The organism is Neoroseomonas marina, assembly GCF_012927745.1.
Taxonomy (GTDB): domain Bacteria; phylum Pseudomonadota; class Alphaproteobacteria; order Acetobacterales; family Acetobacteraceae; genus Neoroseomonas; species Neoroseomonas marina.
In genome coordinates, this window is sequence record NZ_JABBKX010000007.1 from 157,142 (window position 1) to 174,469 (window position 17,328).

General features: G+C 72.4%; 15 protein-coding genes. 7 read left to right on the forward strand and 8 right to left on the reverse strand.

What is annotated here, in order from left to right; all coding sequences use genetic code 11:
* Position 1: 1 nt before the first annotated feature.
* Positions 2-340, reverse strand: a complete 339-nt coding sequence (locus GWK16_RS18795; RefSeq protein WP_137125843.1) for a P-II family nitrogen regulator — start codon at positions 338-340, stop codon at positions 2-4.
* Positions 341-523: 183 nt separating this feature from the next.
* Here GWK16_RS18795 and GWK16_RS18800 point away from each other — a divergent pair, with 183 nt between their 5' ends.
* Together GWK16_RS18800 and GWK16_RS18805 are read left to right on the forward strand one after the other, a co-directional pair.
* Positions 524-1,750 (forward strand): UbiH/UbiF/VisC/COQ6 family ubiquinone biosynthesis hydroxylase, encoded by a 1,227-nt coding sequence (locus GWK16_RS18800; protein WP_170055505.1) that lies wholly within the window; start codon positions 524-526, stop codon positions 1,748-1,750.
* 185 nt (positions 1,751-1,935) lie between these two features.
* Complete coding sequence (locus tag GWK16_RS18805; protein ID WP_170055506.1) at positions 1,936-3,513, forward strand: glycosyltransferase family protein; 1,578 nt, start codon at positions 1,936-1,938, stop codon at positions 3,511-3,513.
* Between the two features lie 14 nt (positions 3,514-3,527).
* Here GWK16_RS18805 and GWK16_RS18810 read toward each other — a convergent pair whose 3' ends face one another.
* The 3 genes from GWK16_RS18810 to GWK16_RS18820 form a co-directional block, all read right to left on the reverse strand.
* Positions 3,528-4,499 (reverse strand): Bug family tripartite tricarboxylate transporter substrate binding protein, encoded by a 972-nt coding sequence (locus GWK16_RS18810; protein WP_170055507.1) that lies wholly within the window; start codon positions 4,497-4,499, stop codon positions 3,528-3,530.
* 101 nt (positions 4,500-4,600) lie between these two features.
* On the reverse strand, positions 4,601-5,074 hold the full coding sequence (locus GWK16_RS18815; protein ID WP_170055508.1) for a peptidase S1: 474 nt from the start codon (positions 5,072-5,074) through the stop codon (positions 4,601-4,603).
* Positions 5,075-5,162: 88 nt separating this feature from the next.
* Positions 5,163-6,698: a class I adenylate-forming enzyme family protein gene (locus GWK16_RS18820; protein ID WP_170055509.1), complete on the reverse strand. Its 1,536-nt coding sequence runs from the start codon at positions 6,696-6,698 to the stop codon at positions 5,163-5,165.
* A gap of 102 nt (positions 6,699-6,800) precedes the next feature.
* On the opposite strand from GWK16_RS18820, the gene GWK16_RS18825 reads away from it, so the two are divergent.
* The 4 genes from GWK16_RS18825 to GWK16_RS18840 all read left to right on the forward strand — a co-directional run bounded on the left by GWK16_RS18825 (position 6,801) and on the right by GWK16_RS18840 (position 11,087).
* Positions 6,801-7,910, forward strand: a complete 1,110-nt coding sequence (locus tag GWK16_RS18825; protein ID WP_170055510.1) for an alpha/beta fold hydrolase — start codon at positions 6,801-6,803, stop codon at positions 7,908-7,910.
* A gap of 292 nt (positions 7,911-8,202) precedes the next feature.
* Entirely contained in the window at positions 8,203-8,469 is a 267-nt protein-coding gene (locus GWK16_RS18830; protein WP_211187544.1) for a hypothetical protein, read from the forward strand.
* 93 nt (positions 8,470-8,562) lie between these two features.
* Positions 8,563-10,365 (forward strand): Hint domain-containing protein, encoded by a 1,803-nt coding sequence (locus GWK16_RS18835; protein ID WP_170055512.1) that lies wholly within the window; start codon positions 8,563-8,565, stop codon positions 10,363-10,365.
* Between the two features lie 23 nt (positions 10,366-10,388).
* Entirely contained in the window at positions 10,389-11,087 is a 699-nt protein-coding gene (locus GWK16_RS18840) for a nitrogen regulation protein NR(II) (RefSeq protein WP_170055513.1), read from the forward strand.
* A 19-nt stretch (positions 11,088-11,106) separates the two neighbouring features.
* On the opposite strand, the gene GWK16_RS18845 is transcribed toward GWK16_RS18840, so the two are convergent.
* Positions 11,107-11,283, reverse strand: a complete 177-nt coding sequence (locus tag GWK16_RS18845) for a YgaP family membrane protein (protein ID WP_170055514.1) — start codon at positions 11,281-11,283, stop codon at positions 11,107-11,109.
* Between the two features lie 251 nt (positions 11,284-11,534).
* Here GWK16_RS18845 and GWK16_RS18850 point away from each other — a divergent pair, with 251 nt between their 5' ends.
* Positions 11,535-14,111 (forward strand): DNA translocase FtsK, encoded by a 2,577-nt coding sequence (locus tag GWK16_RS18850; protein ID WP_170055515.1) that lies wholly within the window; start codon positions 11,535-11,537, stop codon positions 14,109-14,111.
* Between the two features lie 154 nt (positions 14,112-14,265).
* On the opposite strand, the gene GWK16_RS18855 is transcribed toward GWK16_RS18850, so the two are convergent.
* From GWK16_RS18855 to xseA, 3 genes are all read right to left on the reverse strand, one after another.
* Positions 14,266-14,868 (reverse strand): SAM-dependent methyltransferase, encoded by a 603-nt coding sequence (locus tag GWK16_RS18855; RefSeq protein ID WP_170055516.1) that lies wholly within the window; start codon positions 14,866-14,868, stop codon positions 14,266-14,268.
* Positions 14,865-15,695 carry a M23 family metallopeptidase gene (locus GWK16_RS18860; RefSeq protein ID WP_338144512.1) on the reverse strand — a complete coding sequence of 277 codons (831 nt, stop codon included), beginning with the start codon at positions 15,693-15,695 and terminating at the stop codon, positions 14,865-14,867. The genes GWK16_RS18855 and GWK16_RS18860 overlap by 4 nt, the downstream gene beginning before the upstream one ends.
* A gap of 155 nt (positions 15,696-15,850) precedes the next feature.
* Positions 15,851-17,299, reverse strand: coding sequence for an exodeoxyribonuclease VII large subunit (xseA, locus tag GWK16_RS18865; protein ID WP_170055518.1), 1,449 nt, complete (start codon positions 17,297-17,299; stop codon positions 15,851-15,853).
* Positions 17,300-17,328: the final 29 nt, after the last annotated feature.

Genomic DNA, 17,328 nt, shown 5'->3' on the forward strand with positions numbered 1-17,328 from the left:
CTCACAGGGCCGAGCCGTCGGTCTCGCCCGTGCGGATGCGCAGCGCGCGCTCCACATCGAGGACGAAGATCTTGCCGTCGCCGATCTTGCCGGTGCGCGCGGTCGTCGCGATCGCCTCGACCACCGCGTCGGCCAGTTCGTCCGGCACGGTGACCTCGATCTTCACCTTGGGCAGGAAGCTCACATGGTATTCGGCGCCGCGGTAGATCTCGGTCTGGCCCTTCTGCCGGCCGAACCCCTTCACCTCGGTCACCGTCAGACCCTGCACGCCCAGCGGGGTGAGCGCCTCGCGCACCTCGTCAAGCTTGAAGGGCTTGATGACTGCCATCACCAGTTTCATGGCCCGTCTCGATCCTCTCCTGGGCGAACTGGATGACGTGGCTTCCAAGACCCGTGCCACAGCCGCGCGGCCCCTCCCCCGCAGGCTGAAAGGCCCCACGGCCATGGCGATGCCCGCGAATTGGGCATCTGCTCTATTTGCGCGCAGGCTGGTGCGCAGGCGGGAGCGGCCTAGATTGACGCCATGACCCAGCCCATCGACGTCGAGACCTGCATCATCGGCGCCGGCCCGGTCGGCGCCACCCTCGCCGCCGCGCTCGCCGCGGGCGGCGTGCGGACCGCCGTGGTCGACGCCGCTCCCCTGCCGCCCATGGAACTGCCCGCCTTCGACGGGCGTGCCTATGCCATCGCGCTGACCTCGAAGCGGCTGCTGGCCGTCGCCGGCGTGTGGGACCGGCTGCCCGAGGACCCCTGCCCGATCCTCGCCATCCGCGTCGCGGACGGCCGGCCGGGCGAGCGCGCCTCCCGGCTGTCGCTGCATTTCGACCATGCCGAGGTGGGCGAGGACCCCTTCGGCTGGATGGTCGAGGCCCGCGCGCTGCGCGTCGCGCTCAACGCCCGCCTGCCCGCCCTTCCCGGCCTGTCGGTCTTCGCGCCCGCCCAGGCGCAGGTCGAAAGGTCTGCCTCCGGCGCGATCATCCGCCTGTCATCCGGGCAGGAGATCCATGCGCGGCTGGTGGTCGGCGCCGAGGGCCGCAATTCGCCGCTGCGGCGCGAGGCCGGCATCCCCGCGACGCGGCTCGACTACCACTGCATGGGCATCGTCGGCGCCGTCGCGCATGAGAAGCCGCACCACAACGTGGCACTGGAGCAGTTCCTGCCCCACGGCCCCTTCGCGCAGCTGCCGATGCAGGGCATCCCCGGCCATCCCAACGTCAGCGCCATCGTCTGGACCGAGCGCACCGCCGTCGCGAAGGCGGCGCTCGCCATGGACGATCCGGCCTATGGGCGGCAGATCGCCGCGAGGATGGGCGACCACCTCGGCGCCGTCACGCCGATCGGGCGCCGCTGGTCCTATCCGCTCTCGGCCATGCATGCGGAACGCTATGTGGCCGAGCGCCTGGCCCTTGTCGGCGATGCCGCGCACGGCATCCACCCGATCGCGGGCCAGGGCCTCAACCTCGGCTTCCGCGACGTCGCGGCGCTGGCGGAACTGGTGATCGAGGCGGTGAACGCCGGCGAGGATCCCGGCAGCCCGGCCGTCCTCGCGCGCTACCAGGCCGCGCGGCGGCCGGACGGCCTGCTCATGCTGGCGGCGACCCATACGCTGGAACGGCTGTTCACCTCCTCGCTGCCGCCCGTGCGCATCGCGCGGCGGCTGGGGATCGCGGCCGTGGACCGCCTGCCCCGGCTGAAGCGCTTCTTCGCCCGCCAGGCGATGGGCCTTGGCGGGGCCGCGACCGCCCCGTAGCCGCGGGGGACGGCCGCGGACTTGCCCGGCGCCGCGGAAGACCGCAGACACGCTCCCACCGGCCAACCCGATGGCGCAGCGCCCTGGCGAGTCGCCCGCATCGCCCGGCGGCCGGGCACACAGGGAGATTCGCGTTGAAGAGGCTTCTCTACATAACGGTCTTCTCCCAGGAAATTTATCAGTACTTGGCCGCCCTGCTTCTTCTGTCGGTGAAGAACCAGACGCGGCTGGATCAATTGGACATCCTGATCTACTGCGATCCGCGGTTCGCCGGATTCTTCGAGGACCTGTCGGCCAAATCCGGCATTCCGATCACGGTCCTATCGAGCGAAAGCTCGGAAGCCGACGTCGTCTGGGCCTGCTGGCGGCGCTACGACATCTTCGAGATCTTCGACATCTCCGGGTACTCCAGCGTCCTGTACCTGGACACGGACATCCTGGTGGATGGCGACCTCGCGGAGATCCTGCGGGCGGCCGAGACGAAAAGCGTCACGCCCCTCGCCGCCATCGCCGAGAATCCGCTGCCCATCGGCGCGCATCCGAACGCCGAATGGTGGGGCTACGACCTCTTCGTCGATGCCGGGGAACAGGCCCGGCTCAAGGATCGCCAGGGCTTCTCGTCCGGCGTGCTGTGGTTCCGGCCGGTGCCGGAGATCCGCACGATGTTCCAGGACATGTTCAGGACCTACGAAGCCTTCCGCGATGCCGGAAAGATCGCCGGAAGCTTCTATCACACCGACCAGCCCTACACGAACTTCCTGGCGATCTCGCGCGACCTCGCGGATACGGCGGCGCTGCGCGGCCTGGCGAAGAACAACCCGCTGCCCTCCGCTTCGAATCCGCCGCTGCTCTGCCACTTCTCCGGCGGCATGGGCAATTCGAACAAGCTCGCCAAGATGGTCGCCTTCATCCTGGCCTCGGACAGCATGGGCCCCGAGATCCGCGGCTATGCCATGGCCCTCGACCAGCTCCGCAAGGACCCGCAGGACAAGCCGGCCAGCCGGGACCACATCTTCCATTCGAACATCGAGATCGCCCGTCGGGACATCGACAAGCATCTCTATGGCATCGTCACCCAGAACGCCGGCTTCGCCGTCCGCTACGGTCCGTTCGGCGAGGCGGGCGTCGTCTACCGGACCGAACGCAACAGCTGGGCCTCGGACCGCGTGATGAAGGTCCTCGGGCTGCACGAGTCCTCGCTTCATCCGACGTTCCGGTCGATGGCGCAGCGCCGGCGCGGGACCGCGGTGATCGACCTGGCCTCGGGCGACGGATACTTCGCGGCGGGGCTGGGCCGGCTCCTGGCCGCGCCGCGCATCGTCGCCGTGGAACGCAACACGCGCCTGCACGCCATCTGCGCCGAGTTCGTCGCGGCGAACTGCCCCGCCGCGATGCTCACGCAGCTCGAGCGGATCGACGCCGCCGGCCTCGAAGCGCTGCTGCAGGACGGCCCGGCCATCCTCCTGCTGCGCGCGGACGGGCAGGAGGATCTCCCGCTGCAGCCCGACCGGATCCCGCACCTGCATCGGGCCGAGATCCTGATCGAATGTCACGAATTCGTCCCGAAGCTACGGAACGTCATTCCCGACATCTCCCAGCGCCTGGCCGAAACCCACGCGGCGACGATCATCGAGGAACGCGACATCGTTCCTTCCGACGTCCCGGAACTCCGCCAGATGCGCGGCATCCAGCGCGGGCTGATCGCGTGCAGCGCGCGGCCGGCCCCGGTGCGCTGGCTGCACCTGGTGCCCCGCGCCGGCTGACGGCGCCGGCGGTCCTAGTCGATCCGGATGTTCTGCCGCTCGATGATGCCCTTGAACAGGTCGCGCTGTTCCTGGAGGTAGGTCGCGAAGGCCGCGGGGCCGCGCGCGAAGGGCTCGACGAAGATGCTCTCGAAGCGGCCGCGCACGGTCGGGTCCGCCATGCCGGTCTCGACCTCCTGCGCCAGGCGGTCCGCGATCGGGGCGGGCGTGCCGGCGCGGGCCACCAGGCCGACCCAGGCGCCCGCGTCGAAGCCCTCGAAGCCCGGCGTGCGCGCGAAGGGCGCGATGTCCCGCGCGAGGCTCGTACCGTCCTTCAGCGAGACGCCGAGCGCCTTCAGCGCGCCCTGCCGCACCAGCGGGTAGGTCGCCGCCATGGTCTCGATCGAGTAGCTGATCTGCCCGCCGATCAGCGCGGTCATGGACGGCGCGCTGCCGGCGAAGGGCACGTGCAGCGCATCGATCCCGGCCCGGGCGTTGAAGGCCTCGATGATCAGATGCGCCGTCGCGGCGGTGCCCGAGGATCCGAAGGAATAATGCCCGGGGCGCGCCTTCATCAGCGCGACGAACTCCGCGACGGTGTTCGCCGGGAAGTCGGGCTTCACGACGAGGAGGTAGGGCGAGACGCCCCACATCGCGATCGGCGCCAGGTCGCGTGCCGTGTCGTAGGGCAGGCGCTGCAGCAGCGGCGAAATGGTGAAGGGCCCCGAGGACCCGGCGAGCAGCGTGTACCCGTCGGGCGCCGACTTCGCGACCACGTCGGTCCCGATGGTCCCGCCCGCGCCGGCGCGGTTCTCGGGCACCACGGGCTGGCCGAGCTTCTCCTGCAGGCGCTGCGCGATGACGCGCCCGGCGAGGTCGGTCGCCTGGCCCGGCGGCCAGGGAATGACCATGCGCAGCGGCCGGTTCGGCCAGGGCGCCTGCGCCGCGGCGATGCCGGGCAGACCGAGGGCGGTGAGCGCGAATGTCGCGCGGCGTGTGATGCGCATACCTGACGTCTCCCGTGGAATATGGGCGGGTTGGCCCGCTCCTGTTCCCGCTACAGCACGCCGCGCCCCGCGCCACAAGGGCCGGGGCGCGGCGCCTGGCGTCAGCGCGGCGGCATCTCGGAGATGATGAGCTGCGTCGGCACGCCGCGGCCGCGGTCGTAGTGGCCGACCCAGATGTCGTACTGCCCCGACATCGGCTGGTTGAAGATCATGCCCGGATTGGTGCCAATGAAGTCGTCGTTGCAGACCCACTGCCCGTTCGGGAGATTGACCACCAGCGTCACGTCGAAGCGCGACTGCGCGGCGATGTAGAGCGGAAGCCCCCCGCCGGCCTGGTAGTTCAGCCGCACGTCGGGCGCCTGCGCGATGGAACCCACGCAGCCCGCCCCGCCGATGCGCTCGGCGGGGATGTTCCCGCCCGCCGTCACGTTCACCACGAAGGGGTCGGGCTGGAAATTGAAGCGCAGGTTCGCCGTGCCGAAGGACGGAGGCATGTTGTAGTTCTGCGCCGCGACGCCGCCCGCGCCGAGGGCAGCGACCACCGCCGCGGCGGCCAGCAGGCGTTTCCGTGTCATGACAACTCTCCCGGTCTGTGAGGTGGCCGGATCATTTCGTCGCTGCGCGGCGGGGGCAAGGCTTGCCGTGCGCGTGGTGTGAACGGCGTCACGCCTGCGGCACGCGTGCAACAAGGCGCGGGTGCGGCCCGTCCTCGAGGACGCGCGTCGCGAGCACCGCCTCGCGCACCCGCGCGCGCACCACCTTCCCCTGCGCATTGCGCGGCAGTTCCGGCAGCGCGACCCAGGCGCGCGGCCTCTTGTACCGCGCGAGCGCCGCGACGCGCGCCTCGACGTCCGCCTCCCAGCCCGGCGCGGGGGATTCGGCGACGCCGACGATGACCTCGCCCCAGTAATCCGAGGGCATGCCGAGCACGCAGATCGCCCGGCCGCCCGCGGCGCCGTCGAGTGCGGATTCGATCTCGCCCGGATGCACGCGGTAGCCGCCGGTCTTCATCACATCCGCCGCGCGCCCCGACAGGTGCAGCCGGCCCCGCGCGTCGATCGCGCCGAGATCCCCCGTGCGATGCCAGGCGCCGGCCGGCCGCGCCGCGAAGCCGGCGGCGGTGATGGTGCCGCCGTTCATGTGCCGCCCGCGGAGCCAGATCTCGCCGGCCTCGCCCGGCGGCAGCACCGCGCCGTCCTCGCCGCGGATGTCGATCTCGACACCCGGTGCCGGCCAGCCGAGGCAGGCGCCAAGCCCGGGATCGGGCGCGGCCATCACCTCCGCGACCTCGGGCGGTTCAAGCACGGTGATGGGGTTGAAGCACTCGCTCATGCCGTAGGTGATGCGCACCACCGGGCCGAAGGCCTCGGCCGCGCGGCGCCACAGCTCGCGCGACAGCGTCGAGGTGCCGGTGAAGATGCAGCGCACGCCCTCGAAGCGCCGTCCCGGGAACAGCGAGAGGATCTTCGCGAGCACCGTCGGCGGCGCGAAGATCGCGGACGGCCCGGCTTCGAGCACCGGCAAAACGGCCTCGGCCTTCACGCCGTCCTGCAGCACCACCTCCGCGCCTTGCTCCAGCCAGGCGGCGCTGATCAGGGAGGCGCCGTGCACGAAGGGCGTCATCAGCAGCACGCGGTCGCCGCGGCCGGGCGCGAAGGGCAGCACCGCGCGCTGCAGCAGATGCGCCGTCCAGCGCCCGCCATGGGTGTGCACGATGCCCTTGGGCCGCCCCGTGGTGCCCGAGGTGAACAGGATGCGCCCCCAAGCCTCGGCCGGCACCGCCGGCAGCCGCGCCGCCGGGGGTTCCGGCGCGATCTCCTCGATCGCCCAGGGCTCGAGGCCAAGCGCGGCAAGGCGCGCGCCCTGCGCCGCCGGGGCCATGACGCGGCGGAAGCCCGCGAGTTCGGCGAACCAGCCGATCTCGGCATCCGTCGAATGGGCGTTCACCACCACCTCGCAGGCGCCGGAGACGGTGACGCCCGCGCTGACCCAGGGCGCGTCGACGCCGTTCGGCACAAGTGTGGCGACCGGCGCGCCGGGGGCGACGCCCGCCGCCTGCAGCCGCCGCGCCAGCGCATGCGCGCGCGCCGACAGCGTCGCGAAATCCATCGTGGCCGCGCCGTCGGTGACCGCGACACGGTCCGCGAAGCGCGAGGACAAGGTGAGAAGGTCGTTCGACCAGGCAATTCCATCCCGCATGGCGCGGAGGTTCGTCGCCACGGCGCGGCGCGTCAAACCGCGGGGGGCTTGATCGCCGCGCGCAAGGCGGGCGGGATGCGCCCAACACCCGGAGGAACGCCCATGGACCCGCTGCGCTACCCGACCCTGCCCGCGGGCATCCGCAGCCGCTTCGTCGAGGACATCAACGGCCTGACGATGCACCTGCTCGAGGCCGGCGAGGCCGGGCGCCCCGCCCTGCTGCTGCTGCACGGCTTCCCCGAGCTCGCCTATTCCTGGCGCAAGGTGATGCTGCCGCTCGCCGGGATGGGCTTCCACGTCATCGCCCCGGACCAGCGCGGCTATGGCCGCACCACCGGCTGGGACGATTCCTACGACGCGGACCTCCGCCCCTTCGCGATGCTGAACCTGATCCGCGACCAGCTGGCGCTGCTCGGCAGGCTCGGCATCGAGCATGTCCATGCGGTGATCGGGCATGACTTCGGCTCGCCGGTCGCGGCGCATTGCGCGCTGGTGCGCCCCGACGTCTTCCGCCGCGTCGCGCTGATGAGCGCGCCGCACGCCGGCGCGCCGCGCATCGGGGACCATCGCTCGGCGGCGGTCACGCGGGTGTCGCCGGCGCTCGCCGCGCTGCCGCGCCCGCGCAAGCACTACCACTGGCACTACGCGCAGCGCGGCGCGAACGGGGAGCTGATGGCCTGCCCGCAGGGCCTGCACGCCTTCTTCCGCGCCTACTACCACCACAAGTCGGGCGACTGGGCCGGCAACGACGTCTTTCCGCTGAAGGGCTGGACCGCCGAGGAACTCGCGAAGCTGCCGACCTACTACGTGATGGACCTGGCGGAGACGATGCCCGAGACCGTCGCGCACGAGATGCCCTCGCCCGCCCAGATCGCCGCCTGCGCCTGGATGACCGAGGCCGAGATGGCGGTCTACGCGCAGGAATACGGCCGCAGCGGCTTCCAGGGCGGGCTCAACTGGTACCGCACGCGCTTCACCGGCACGAACATGGAGATGGAGGCCTTCGCCGGGCGGCGCATCGACGTCCCCGCCACCTTCATCGGCGGCGCGCGCGACTGGGGCATCCACCAGGGCCCCGGCGCGCTCGAGGCGATGGCGACCACCGCGACCTCGGATTGGCGCGGCACGCATCTGGTGCCCGGCGCCGGTCACTGGGTGCAGCAGGAGAAGCCGGAGGAAACGGTCGCGCTGCTGCGCGACTTCCTGCGTTGATCGCAAACATCCGAATGACCGCACGCAACTACACGCGATGCGCGAATGTCTCCGCGACATGCTGTCGATCGCGCGACTCACACATGCCGTGAGGTCGAATCAGTATCGGTTTTGAGAATTCTCGCGGACAATTGACTGTTTCGCTGAGGTCTCGGCACCTGAATCGTTAAGTACCGCGTGGCGATCCATGATTGATATCGGGACGCAGAATCGCATCGCGCCCGTGACCTCATCCGCCGCCCCGCCCTTTGCCGTCCATGCGCCTGCCGCCTCAGCGCGGCGGGCGCGGCGCGTGCTGCGACGGCTGCGGGCCGGGCGGCGCCTGGCGATCTTCTCCGCCCCGGTGCCGCTGCCCACGACGCCCGACCTCGCCGAGGCCGAGCGCGAGGGCCTGTCGCTGGCCCTTGCCCCCTCGGTCACCGGACGCGCCAGCCCGCGCGGCCCGCGCCCGACGACGCCGGCCGCGCCGCCGGTCCGCACCCGCAGCCGCACCCGCCGGCGCCGACGAAGACCGGCGCCGGCGCAGCCGCGTCCGGCGCCTCCTCCCAGCCCGACCTGAATCCGGCGCCATCCCCGCCACGGCCCCCGTGGGCGTGTGGGCTGCGTCATGCCCAACCCCACGCCCCGACGGGCGACGCGATTGGATGAACACATGTCCTGGTCCGCAGGCGGTCCCAGCAACGGCAACGACACCTACACCGGCAGTGGCAGCGGCGATTCGCCGGCCGGCGCGCAGAACGGCAACGACAGCCTCCTCGGCAATGGCGGCAACGACTCGCTGCGCGGCGAGAGCAACAACGACACCATCCGCGGCGGGGACGGGAACGACACGCTCCTCGGCGGCAACGGCAGCGACTGGCTGTTCGGCGATGCCGGCAACGACCGCCTGCTCGGCGACGGCCAGGGCAGCGGCGGGTCCGAGGCCGACACGATGGACGGCGGCACCGGCAACGACACCATCATCGGCGTCGACGGCAACGACAGCGTCCTCGGCGGCGACGGCAACGACAGCCTGGTGCTCGCCGGCGGCAACGACACCGGGCTCGGCGGCGCCGGCAACGACACGATCGACGGCGGGTCGGGCAACGACGTCCTCGACGGCGGCGCCGACAACGACCGGCTGATCGGCGGGTCCGGCAACGACAACCTCCTCGGCGGCGCGGGCGCGGATTCCCTCGACGGCGGCTCGGGCGACGACACGCTGCAGGGCGGGGCCGGCGCCGACACCTTCGTCGATTCCGGCGGCGTCGACGAACTCTCCTACGCCTCCGACACGGTCGGCGTGACCGTGAACATGCAGCTCGGCACCGCGAGCGGCGGCGACGCCCAGGGCGATGTCTTCGCCGGCAACACCTTCGAGAACCTGCGCGGCGGATCGGGCAACGACTTCCTCACCGGCAGCACCCACTACGACAACATCATCTATGGCGAGGGCGGCAACGACACCATCGTCACCAACCTCGGCGACACCGCCTATGGCGGCGCGGGCGACGACAGCATCTACGGCTCGCCCGAATCCGGCAGCGGCAGCGAGGACATGCTGTTCGGCGGCGACGGCAACGACATCATCGTCGCGCGCGGCGGCACCGACACGGTCGGCGGCGGCGCCGGCGACGACACGGTCATCGCCGGCAACGGCGACGGCAACGACAGCCTCGACGGCGGGTCGGGCAACGACACGCTGCTGCTGCGCAACTGGGTCGGCCCGAACATCAACAGCGACGACATCACCAGCGGCGTCTACGGCAACTGGACGGTCAGCGGCGCGACCGGCACCGACGCCCTGCGCACCTTCACCTACAGCGATGGCACCATCCTGCGCGTCCGCGACTTCGAGGCGATCGTCTGCTTCACCGCCGGCACGCTGATCACGACCCCGCGCGGCGAGGTCCCGGTCGAGGCCCTCCGCCCCGGCGACGAGGTGCTCACCCTCCATAACGGCCCCGTGATCCGGCCGCTCGTCTGGACCGGCCGCACCAGCGTCGACGTCGCCCGCCATCCCGATCGCGTGAAGGTCGCCCCGGTGCGCATCACGCGCGGCGCCCTCGGCGACGGCATCCCGTTCCGGGATCTGGTGGTCTCGCCCGACCACGGCATCCTGCTCGACGGCCATCTCGTGGCCGCCGGGCTGCTCGTGAACGGCACCACCATCCTGCGGGAGACCTGGCACCACCGCGTCACCTACTACCACCTCGAGATCGAGGGGCATGGCCTGCTGCTGAGCGAAGGCGCCGTGACGGAGACCTACCTCGACGACGGCAACCGGCATCTGTTCGACAATGCCGCGCTCGCCACCATCGCGGTCGACTTCGCGGCGCTGCGCGGGAACGGCCGGTATGCGGCGGCCGCCTGCGCGCCGCTGCTCGCCGAGGGCGACCTGCGGCTGACCGGCATCCGCGCCCGCCTCGACGATCGGGCCGCCGGCGCGGACGCCCGCCGGCGCGCGCGCGCCTGAACCGCGTGGACGGAGCCGGGATCATGGAACCGACACAGGGGCCGCGGCGACGCGACGGCCAGGGGCCGGACGGGCGGCGCGATCCCGCCCGGGGTCGTGCCGACCCGCGCGACGTCCGCGCCTGGGCGACGCATCCGGTGTATGTTTCGCCACGGGGGGGTCCGGTGCGCATGCCGGCCCTGCCGTCCCGCAGCAAGTCAGAGGGCTCCGTGCCGCTCGAGAATTTGACGGCCCTTGCCAATCCCGTCCGCCACGAGGCCAACAACCTGTTGGCCGCGATCTCCGGTACCGTCGACATCCTGCTCCGCACGGCGGCGACGGACCGCGACCATGCGCGGGCGTCCCGGCTGCGCGAAGCGACCGATCGGCTCGAGGCCCTGCTGAAGGCCTACCTGTCGCTCGCTCACCCGCCATCGGCCGAGGACGGCATCGACGGCGCCCAGATGCTGCAGCTCATGCGCCCGCTGCTGGTGCTGACCATCGGGCCGGGACGCGTGGTCGAGATCGAGGCCGAGCCCGGCCTGCCCCGCCTGTCGGCCTCCCCGGCGATGCTGCAGGCCGGCATCCTCCGCCTGGCGCGCGAGGCCGCGGCGGCGGCGCCGGCCGGCGCGTCGCTGCGCGTCACGCTCACCCGCGTGCAGGACGGCGTCGCGCTCGCCGTCACCTCGAACCCCGAGGGCGCCGGGCCCGCGCCGCTGCTGCTGCATCCCTCCGGCGGCTAGCGGCCGCCGGATCGCCGGCTCAGGTGCGGATGTTGAGCAGCGTGTAGGCCGGGCAGAATCGCATCACGCCCGTCGCGAGGGGCACCAGGCCGACCAGCCCCCACCAGCGAAGGGGGCCGAACGCCCCGAGCGCGAGGATCGCGAGCCCCGCCAGGATGCGGAGCACCCGATCGGCATTGCCGACGTTGCAACTCATGCTTCCGGTTCCCTCGTCCGGCGGGCGCCGGTACGCCGCGCGCCCTCATTCATCGTCCCGGTCCGCGGCCCCGTCCTTGATCCGCATCAGTCGCAGCCGAGTCGCGTGGCCGCCGTTCCGAAAGGCCACCCACCCGTCTCCGACGGGCCCGGCGTGGCGCCCGGGCCACGCCAGCCGCCGATCTGGGGCAAAGCGATGCGCGCCAGCATCTTCGGGTGTAGGATTGCGACGAAGCCTGAACATTGACCCACATGCCCCGTGCCGCCCTTTCCGATGACGTGCGCAGCTCCGGTCGCCTGAGCGGCGCAAGCTTCCGTTTCGCCTCCCCGGCGGTCCGGGCCGTGCTGCGCCGCCGGATGAACGAACTGGCGGGCGTGCTGGTGGCCCTCGCCGCCGTCGCGCTGCTGGTCGCGCTCGGCTCGCACAACCCGTCCGACCCCTCGCTCAACACCGCCACCGACCGCCCACCCACCAATCTCGCCGGTCATCCGGGGGCGATCATCGCGGACCTGCTGCTGCAGACCTTCGGCTTCGCCGCGGCGCTGCCGGTCGTGGCCATGCTCGCCTGGGCCTTCCGGCTCGCGACGCAGCGCGGCTTCGGCTCGGTCGCCGGACGGATCGGCGGGCTGCTGGTCGGCCTGCCGCTGGTCGCCGCCGCCCTGACGCTGGTGCCCATGCCCGCCGCCGTGCCGGTCGAGGCCGGGCCGGGCGGCGCGGCCGGTCTCGTGCTGTCCTCGGCGATCGTGGACGGCCTGGCAGGCTGGCTGGGCCCGCTGGGCGGCATGGCCGCGAGCGCCTTGCTGTCCGTCGCCGCGGTCGGGTCGGCCTTCATCGCCTGCGGGCTGACCTTCGGCGAATGGCGCGGCGCGGGCCGCGCGGCCGTCGGCGCCGGCCAGGTCGCGGTCGGCGCGGCCTGGAGCGGTGCCGCCGCCCTGCGCCGCACCCCCGGTCCGCCGGACGACATGATGGAGGTCGAGGAACCGCCGCGCGCCCCGCTCTCGCGCCCCGCGCGCCCCGGCCTGTTCGCCCGCCTCGGCGCCCGGCTGCGCACCGCCCGCGACGGCGCCGGCGCGATGCTGCGGCGGGAACCGCGCGAGACCTCCCTCGGCGCCATGCTGCGCGCCGCGGACGAGGCCGCCGCGGCCGTGCCGCCCAGCCCCGCCGCCCCGCCCCCGCCCCTGCCGGGCGAGGAGGGCGACATTCGCCGCGGCACCGAACCCGAGGCGAAGCCGCGCCTCGCCCCGCGCACCCGCGTCACCACCCCTGCCGCCGACCGTCCGCGCCGCGTCCCGGAACAGCGCGCGCTGGATCTCGGCCCCGGCTGGCGCCTGCCGCCGCTCGACCTGCTGACCGAGGCGCCCGCCAAGCGCACCGGCCGGCCGTCGGAGGAATCGCTGCAGGCCAATGCGCGGCTGCTGGAATCGGTGCTCGAGGACTACGGCGTGCGCGGCCGCATCGCCGAGATCCGCCCGGGCCCGGTCGTCACCCTGTACGAACTCGAACCCGCGCCGGGCACCAAGTCGTCCCGCGTCATCGGCCTCGCCGACGACATCGCGCGGTCGATGTCGGTCATCGCGGTGCGCATCGCGACCGTCCCGGGCCGCAACGTCATCGGCATCGAGATGCCGAACGCGAAACGCGAGACGGTCTACCTGTCCGAGATGTTCGTCGACGAGGGCTGGGCGCGGAACCAGAGCCGGCTGCCGCTCGCCCTCGGCAAGGACATCGGCGGCACGCCGGTCATCGCCGACCTCGCGCGCATGCCGCATCTACTGATCGCGGGCACCACCGGGTCGGGCAAGTCGGTCGGGATCAACACCATGATCCTGTCCCTGCTGTACCGCTTCGGGCCGGACGAGTGCCGCTTCATCATGATCGACCCGAAGATGCTGGAACTGTCGGTCTACGACCGGATCCCGCATCTGCTCGCCCCGGTCGTCACCGAGCCGCCCAAGGCGATCGGCGCGCTGAAGTGGACAGTGCGCGAGATGGAGCGCCGCTACCGCGCCATGTCGCAGCTCGGCGTGCGCAACATCGGCGGCTACAATGAGAAGGTCTCCGCCGCCCGCCAGCGGGGCGAGGTCCTCACCCGCAAGGTGCAGACCGGCTTCGATCCCGACACCGGCAAGCCGGTCTTCGAGGAACAGCCCCTCGCGCTCGAGCCGCTGCCGATGATCGTCGTCGTCATCGACGAGATGGCCGACCTGATGATCGTCGCCGGCAAGGAGATCGAGGCCGCGGTGCAGCGCCTGGCGCAGATGGCGCGCGCCGCCGGCATCCACGTCATCATGGCGACGCAGCGCCCGTCGGTCGACGTCATCACCGGCACCATCAAGGCCAACTTCCCGACGCGCATCTCCTTCCAGGTGACGTCGAAGATCGACAGCCGCACCATCCTCGGCGAGCAGGGTGCCGAGCAGCTGCTCGGCCAGGGCGACATGCTGTTCATGGCCGGCGGCGGCCGCGTGACGCGCGTGCACGGCCCCTTCGTCACCGACAACGAGGTCGAGCGCGTGGTCGAGCATCTGCGCGAGCAGGGCGAGCCCGCCTACATCGAGGAAGTCACCGAGGAAGCCGACGAGGACGGCACCGGCGCGCTGCCGGGCATGCTCGGCGGCAACACGGATGGCGAGGCCTCGCTCTACGACCAGGCCGTCGCGCTGGTGACGCGGGAGGGCAAGGCCAGCACCTCCTTCGTCCAGCGGCACCTGAACATCGGCTACAACCGCGCCGCCAAGCTGATCGAGCAGATGGAGAAGGAAGGCGTGGTCGGCCCGGCGAACCATGTCGGCAAGCGCGAGGTGCTGGCGCCGGGGCCGCGGGACTGAGACGGGGTGGGGCGCTGCCCCGCCGGACCTTCCCAGCCAGGGCCGGCGGGCCTTTGCAGACCACGACCCGCGCCCGAAGTGTCTCGGTTTCCAAAGGCCTTTCGGCCTTTGGCGGGGAGAGCCCGGGGGGGGCGGGGCCCCTCTCGGTGCCCCATCACCGCTTCAGTACTGCCCTGGCCACTTCCGCGCGCCCCTGGGGCCGCGGCCCCTCGTCCCGCGCCACCGGCCCCTCCAGCAGTTCGAGCACCTCCAGCCCCGCGAAGTGCTGCTCGACCAGCGCGCGGGACCACAGCAGCGAGACGTCCTTCGGCCCGCCGCTGCGCCGGCCTTCCTGCGCCGGCGTGAAGCATTCCATCACCAGCAGCCCGCCGGGCGCGAGCGCGCGCATCGCGCCGGCGCAGGCCGCCGCGCGGTCGGCGGGCGGAAGATGCACGAAGATCCAGGCGATCAGGTCGAAGCCGGCGTCCGGCCAGTCCCACACGGAGACATCCGTGGTCACCGTCCGCAGCCCGACGCCGCGCCGCTCCGCCAGCGCCGCCGCCTTTGCCTGCCCGACCGGCGACCAGTCGACCGAGGTCGTGACCAGCCCCTGTTCCGCCAACCAGACGCCGTTGCGACCCTCGCCGTCGCCAACGGCCAGGGCGCGCATCCCGCGCCGCAGCCGGTGCGCCTGCGACAGCAGATACAGGTTCGGCGCCTCGCCGAACTGGAAGCCGCCGCCGGCGTAGCGTTCGTCCCAGGCGAGCGAGGTGCTCATGCCGGCAGCACCACCGGCTGCGGGTCGAGGAAGGTCTGGAACCAGGACAGCGAGAAATGCAGGTGCGGCCCCGTCACCCGCCCCGTCGCACCGGACAGCGCCACGCGATCGCCCTTCGCGACCATCTGCCCCTCCCGCACCTCGAAGGCCGAGAGATGCGCATAGAGCGTGTTCACGCCGTGCCCGTGGTCGATCACCACCAGATTGCCGAAGAAATGGAACGCGTCCGCGAGCGTCACCCGCCCCGCCGCCGCGGCCCTGAGCGGCGTGCCCGTCGGCACCGCGAAGTCGAGCCCGTAATGCGGCTGCCGCGGCTGTCCGTTCAGGATGCGCCGGCTGCCATAGACGCCGGAGATCCGCCCGCTCGCCGGAGGGACGAAGCCTTCGGCGAAGCCGGTCAGCGCGCTGTCCACCGCGCGCACCGTCGCGAGCTTCTCCCGCTCGCGCAGGATGCGCTGCAGCGTCTCCTCGTCGGGCGTGACCTGGGACGGCGGCAGGCCGTTGATGCGCTGTTCCTGCCACTGCCGCCGCGCGATCGACAGGCGCCGGTCCTCCCGCCGCCCGCCGGGCTCGGCGACGGACAGCGTGGCGCTCGGCCCCTGATCGCGCCCGAAGCCGAAGGCGAAGGCGCCATCCGCGGCGACGCGCACGGCACGGCCGTCGAGGGCGAGGCGCGTGCCGGGCGCGGCACGACCGACGACGAAGCCACCCTGGGCCAGGCCGCGGTCGGGGAAGGACACGGCGGCGGCGGCAGGGCGGGCGACAAGCAGTGTCGGGGCGGCCAGCACCGCGCGGCGGGAGATCGTGGAGGGGCCTTGCCCCTCCACACCACCCCACCAGAGGCCGAAAGGCCTCTGGACACCGTGTTGGTTTCCAAAGGCCTTGCGGCCTGAGCGGCTCCTTGGGCGTTGCTGCGCAACGTCCATGGGACCCGTGGCGGGGAGGCCCGAAGGGGCGGCGCCCCTCCGGTCATCATCGACCGTCACAGCAACGACCCCTGTTCCGGCACCGAACCCTTGCGGCGCGGCGCGCCCCCTTCCGCCTGCGCGCGAACGTCACCATCGGCGAAGGTCAACCGCAGTGCCTGGCCCGGCGCGACGCGCCTCGCAGCCGTTACCGGATGCCCCTCCGCGTCCCGCACCAACGCAAAGCCGCGCGCGAGCACCGATTGATACGACGCACTCTCGAGCCGCGCCGACAGCCCCTCCAGCACCGCCCGCTTCTGCCGCACCAGCGCCTGCACCGGCGCCGGCGACAGCCGGGCGAACGCCGGCGCACGCGCCCGCGCATCCCGCTGCCGCCCCCAGGCCGCCGACAGCCGCAGCGACAAGGACTGCACCGCCGCGCGCCGCGCCAGGATCCCCTCCCGCGGATGCGGCACGCGCAGCCCCGCCAGCGCCTGCCGCCGCGCGCCCAGCAGCGACACCAGCGCCCGCGGCAGCCTTTCCCCGATATCGTCCAGCCGCTGCCGCGACTGCGCGAGCCGCGCCGGCACGTCCGGCAACCCGCGTTCCGCCCGCAGCAGGCGCAGCCGCGCCCCGTTCAGCAGCCCCGCCGCAGCCTGCGCCAGCCGCGCCCCGGTCTGCGCCAGCCCCGCCATCAGGTCCGCCCGCGCCGGCACCGCCAGTTCGGCCGCCGCCGTCGGCGTCGGCGCCCGGCGGTCCGAGGCGAAGTCGATCAGCGTCGTATCCGTCTCATGCCCCACCGCGCTGATCAGCGGGATGGAACAGGCAGCGGCAGCACGGACCACGATCTCCTCATTGAAGGCCATCAGGTCCTCGAGCGACCCGCCGCCGCGCGCGACGATCAGCACGTCCGGCCGCGGCACCCGCCCGCCCGGCGCGATGGCGTCGAAGCCGCGGATGGCAGAGGCGATCTGCTCCGCCGCGCCCTGCCCCTGCACCATGACCGGCCACAGGATGATCCGGCGCGGGAAGCGCCGCGCGATCGTCGTGCGGATGTCCTGAATGACCGCGCCCTTCTCGGAGGTCACCACGCCGATCACGGCGGGCAGGCGCGGGATGGGCTTCTTGCGCGCCTCGTCGAACAGCCCTTCCTCGAGCAGTCGCTTCCGCAGCGCCTCGATGCGCGCGAGCAGCGCGCCCTCGCCGGCATATTCCAGCTGCTCGATCACCAGCTGGTACTTCGACCGGTCGGCATAGGTGGAGATCCGCCCCGTCGCGATCATCTCCACGCCGTTCTCGGGCAGGGTGCCGAGGTTGCGAACGGCGGACTTCCAGATCACCGCCTCGATCTTCGCATCCGCATCCTTCAGCGACAGGTAGATGTGCCCGGACGGATACCGCTTCATCTCGGTGATCTCGCCGCGCACGCGCACGCGGCCGAAGGCGCCCTCGAGGGTGCGGCGAATCGCCCCCGCCAGGTCCGAGACGGCATATTCCGGGATGTTGGTGGTCGCCGGGGTGTCCATCCGGCCACCCTATGCTAAGGCGCCGCCCG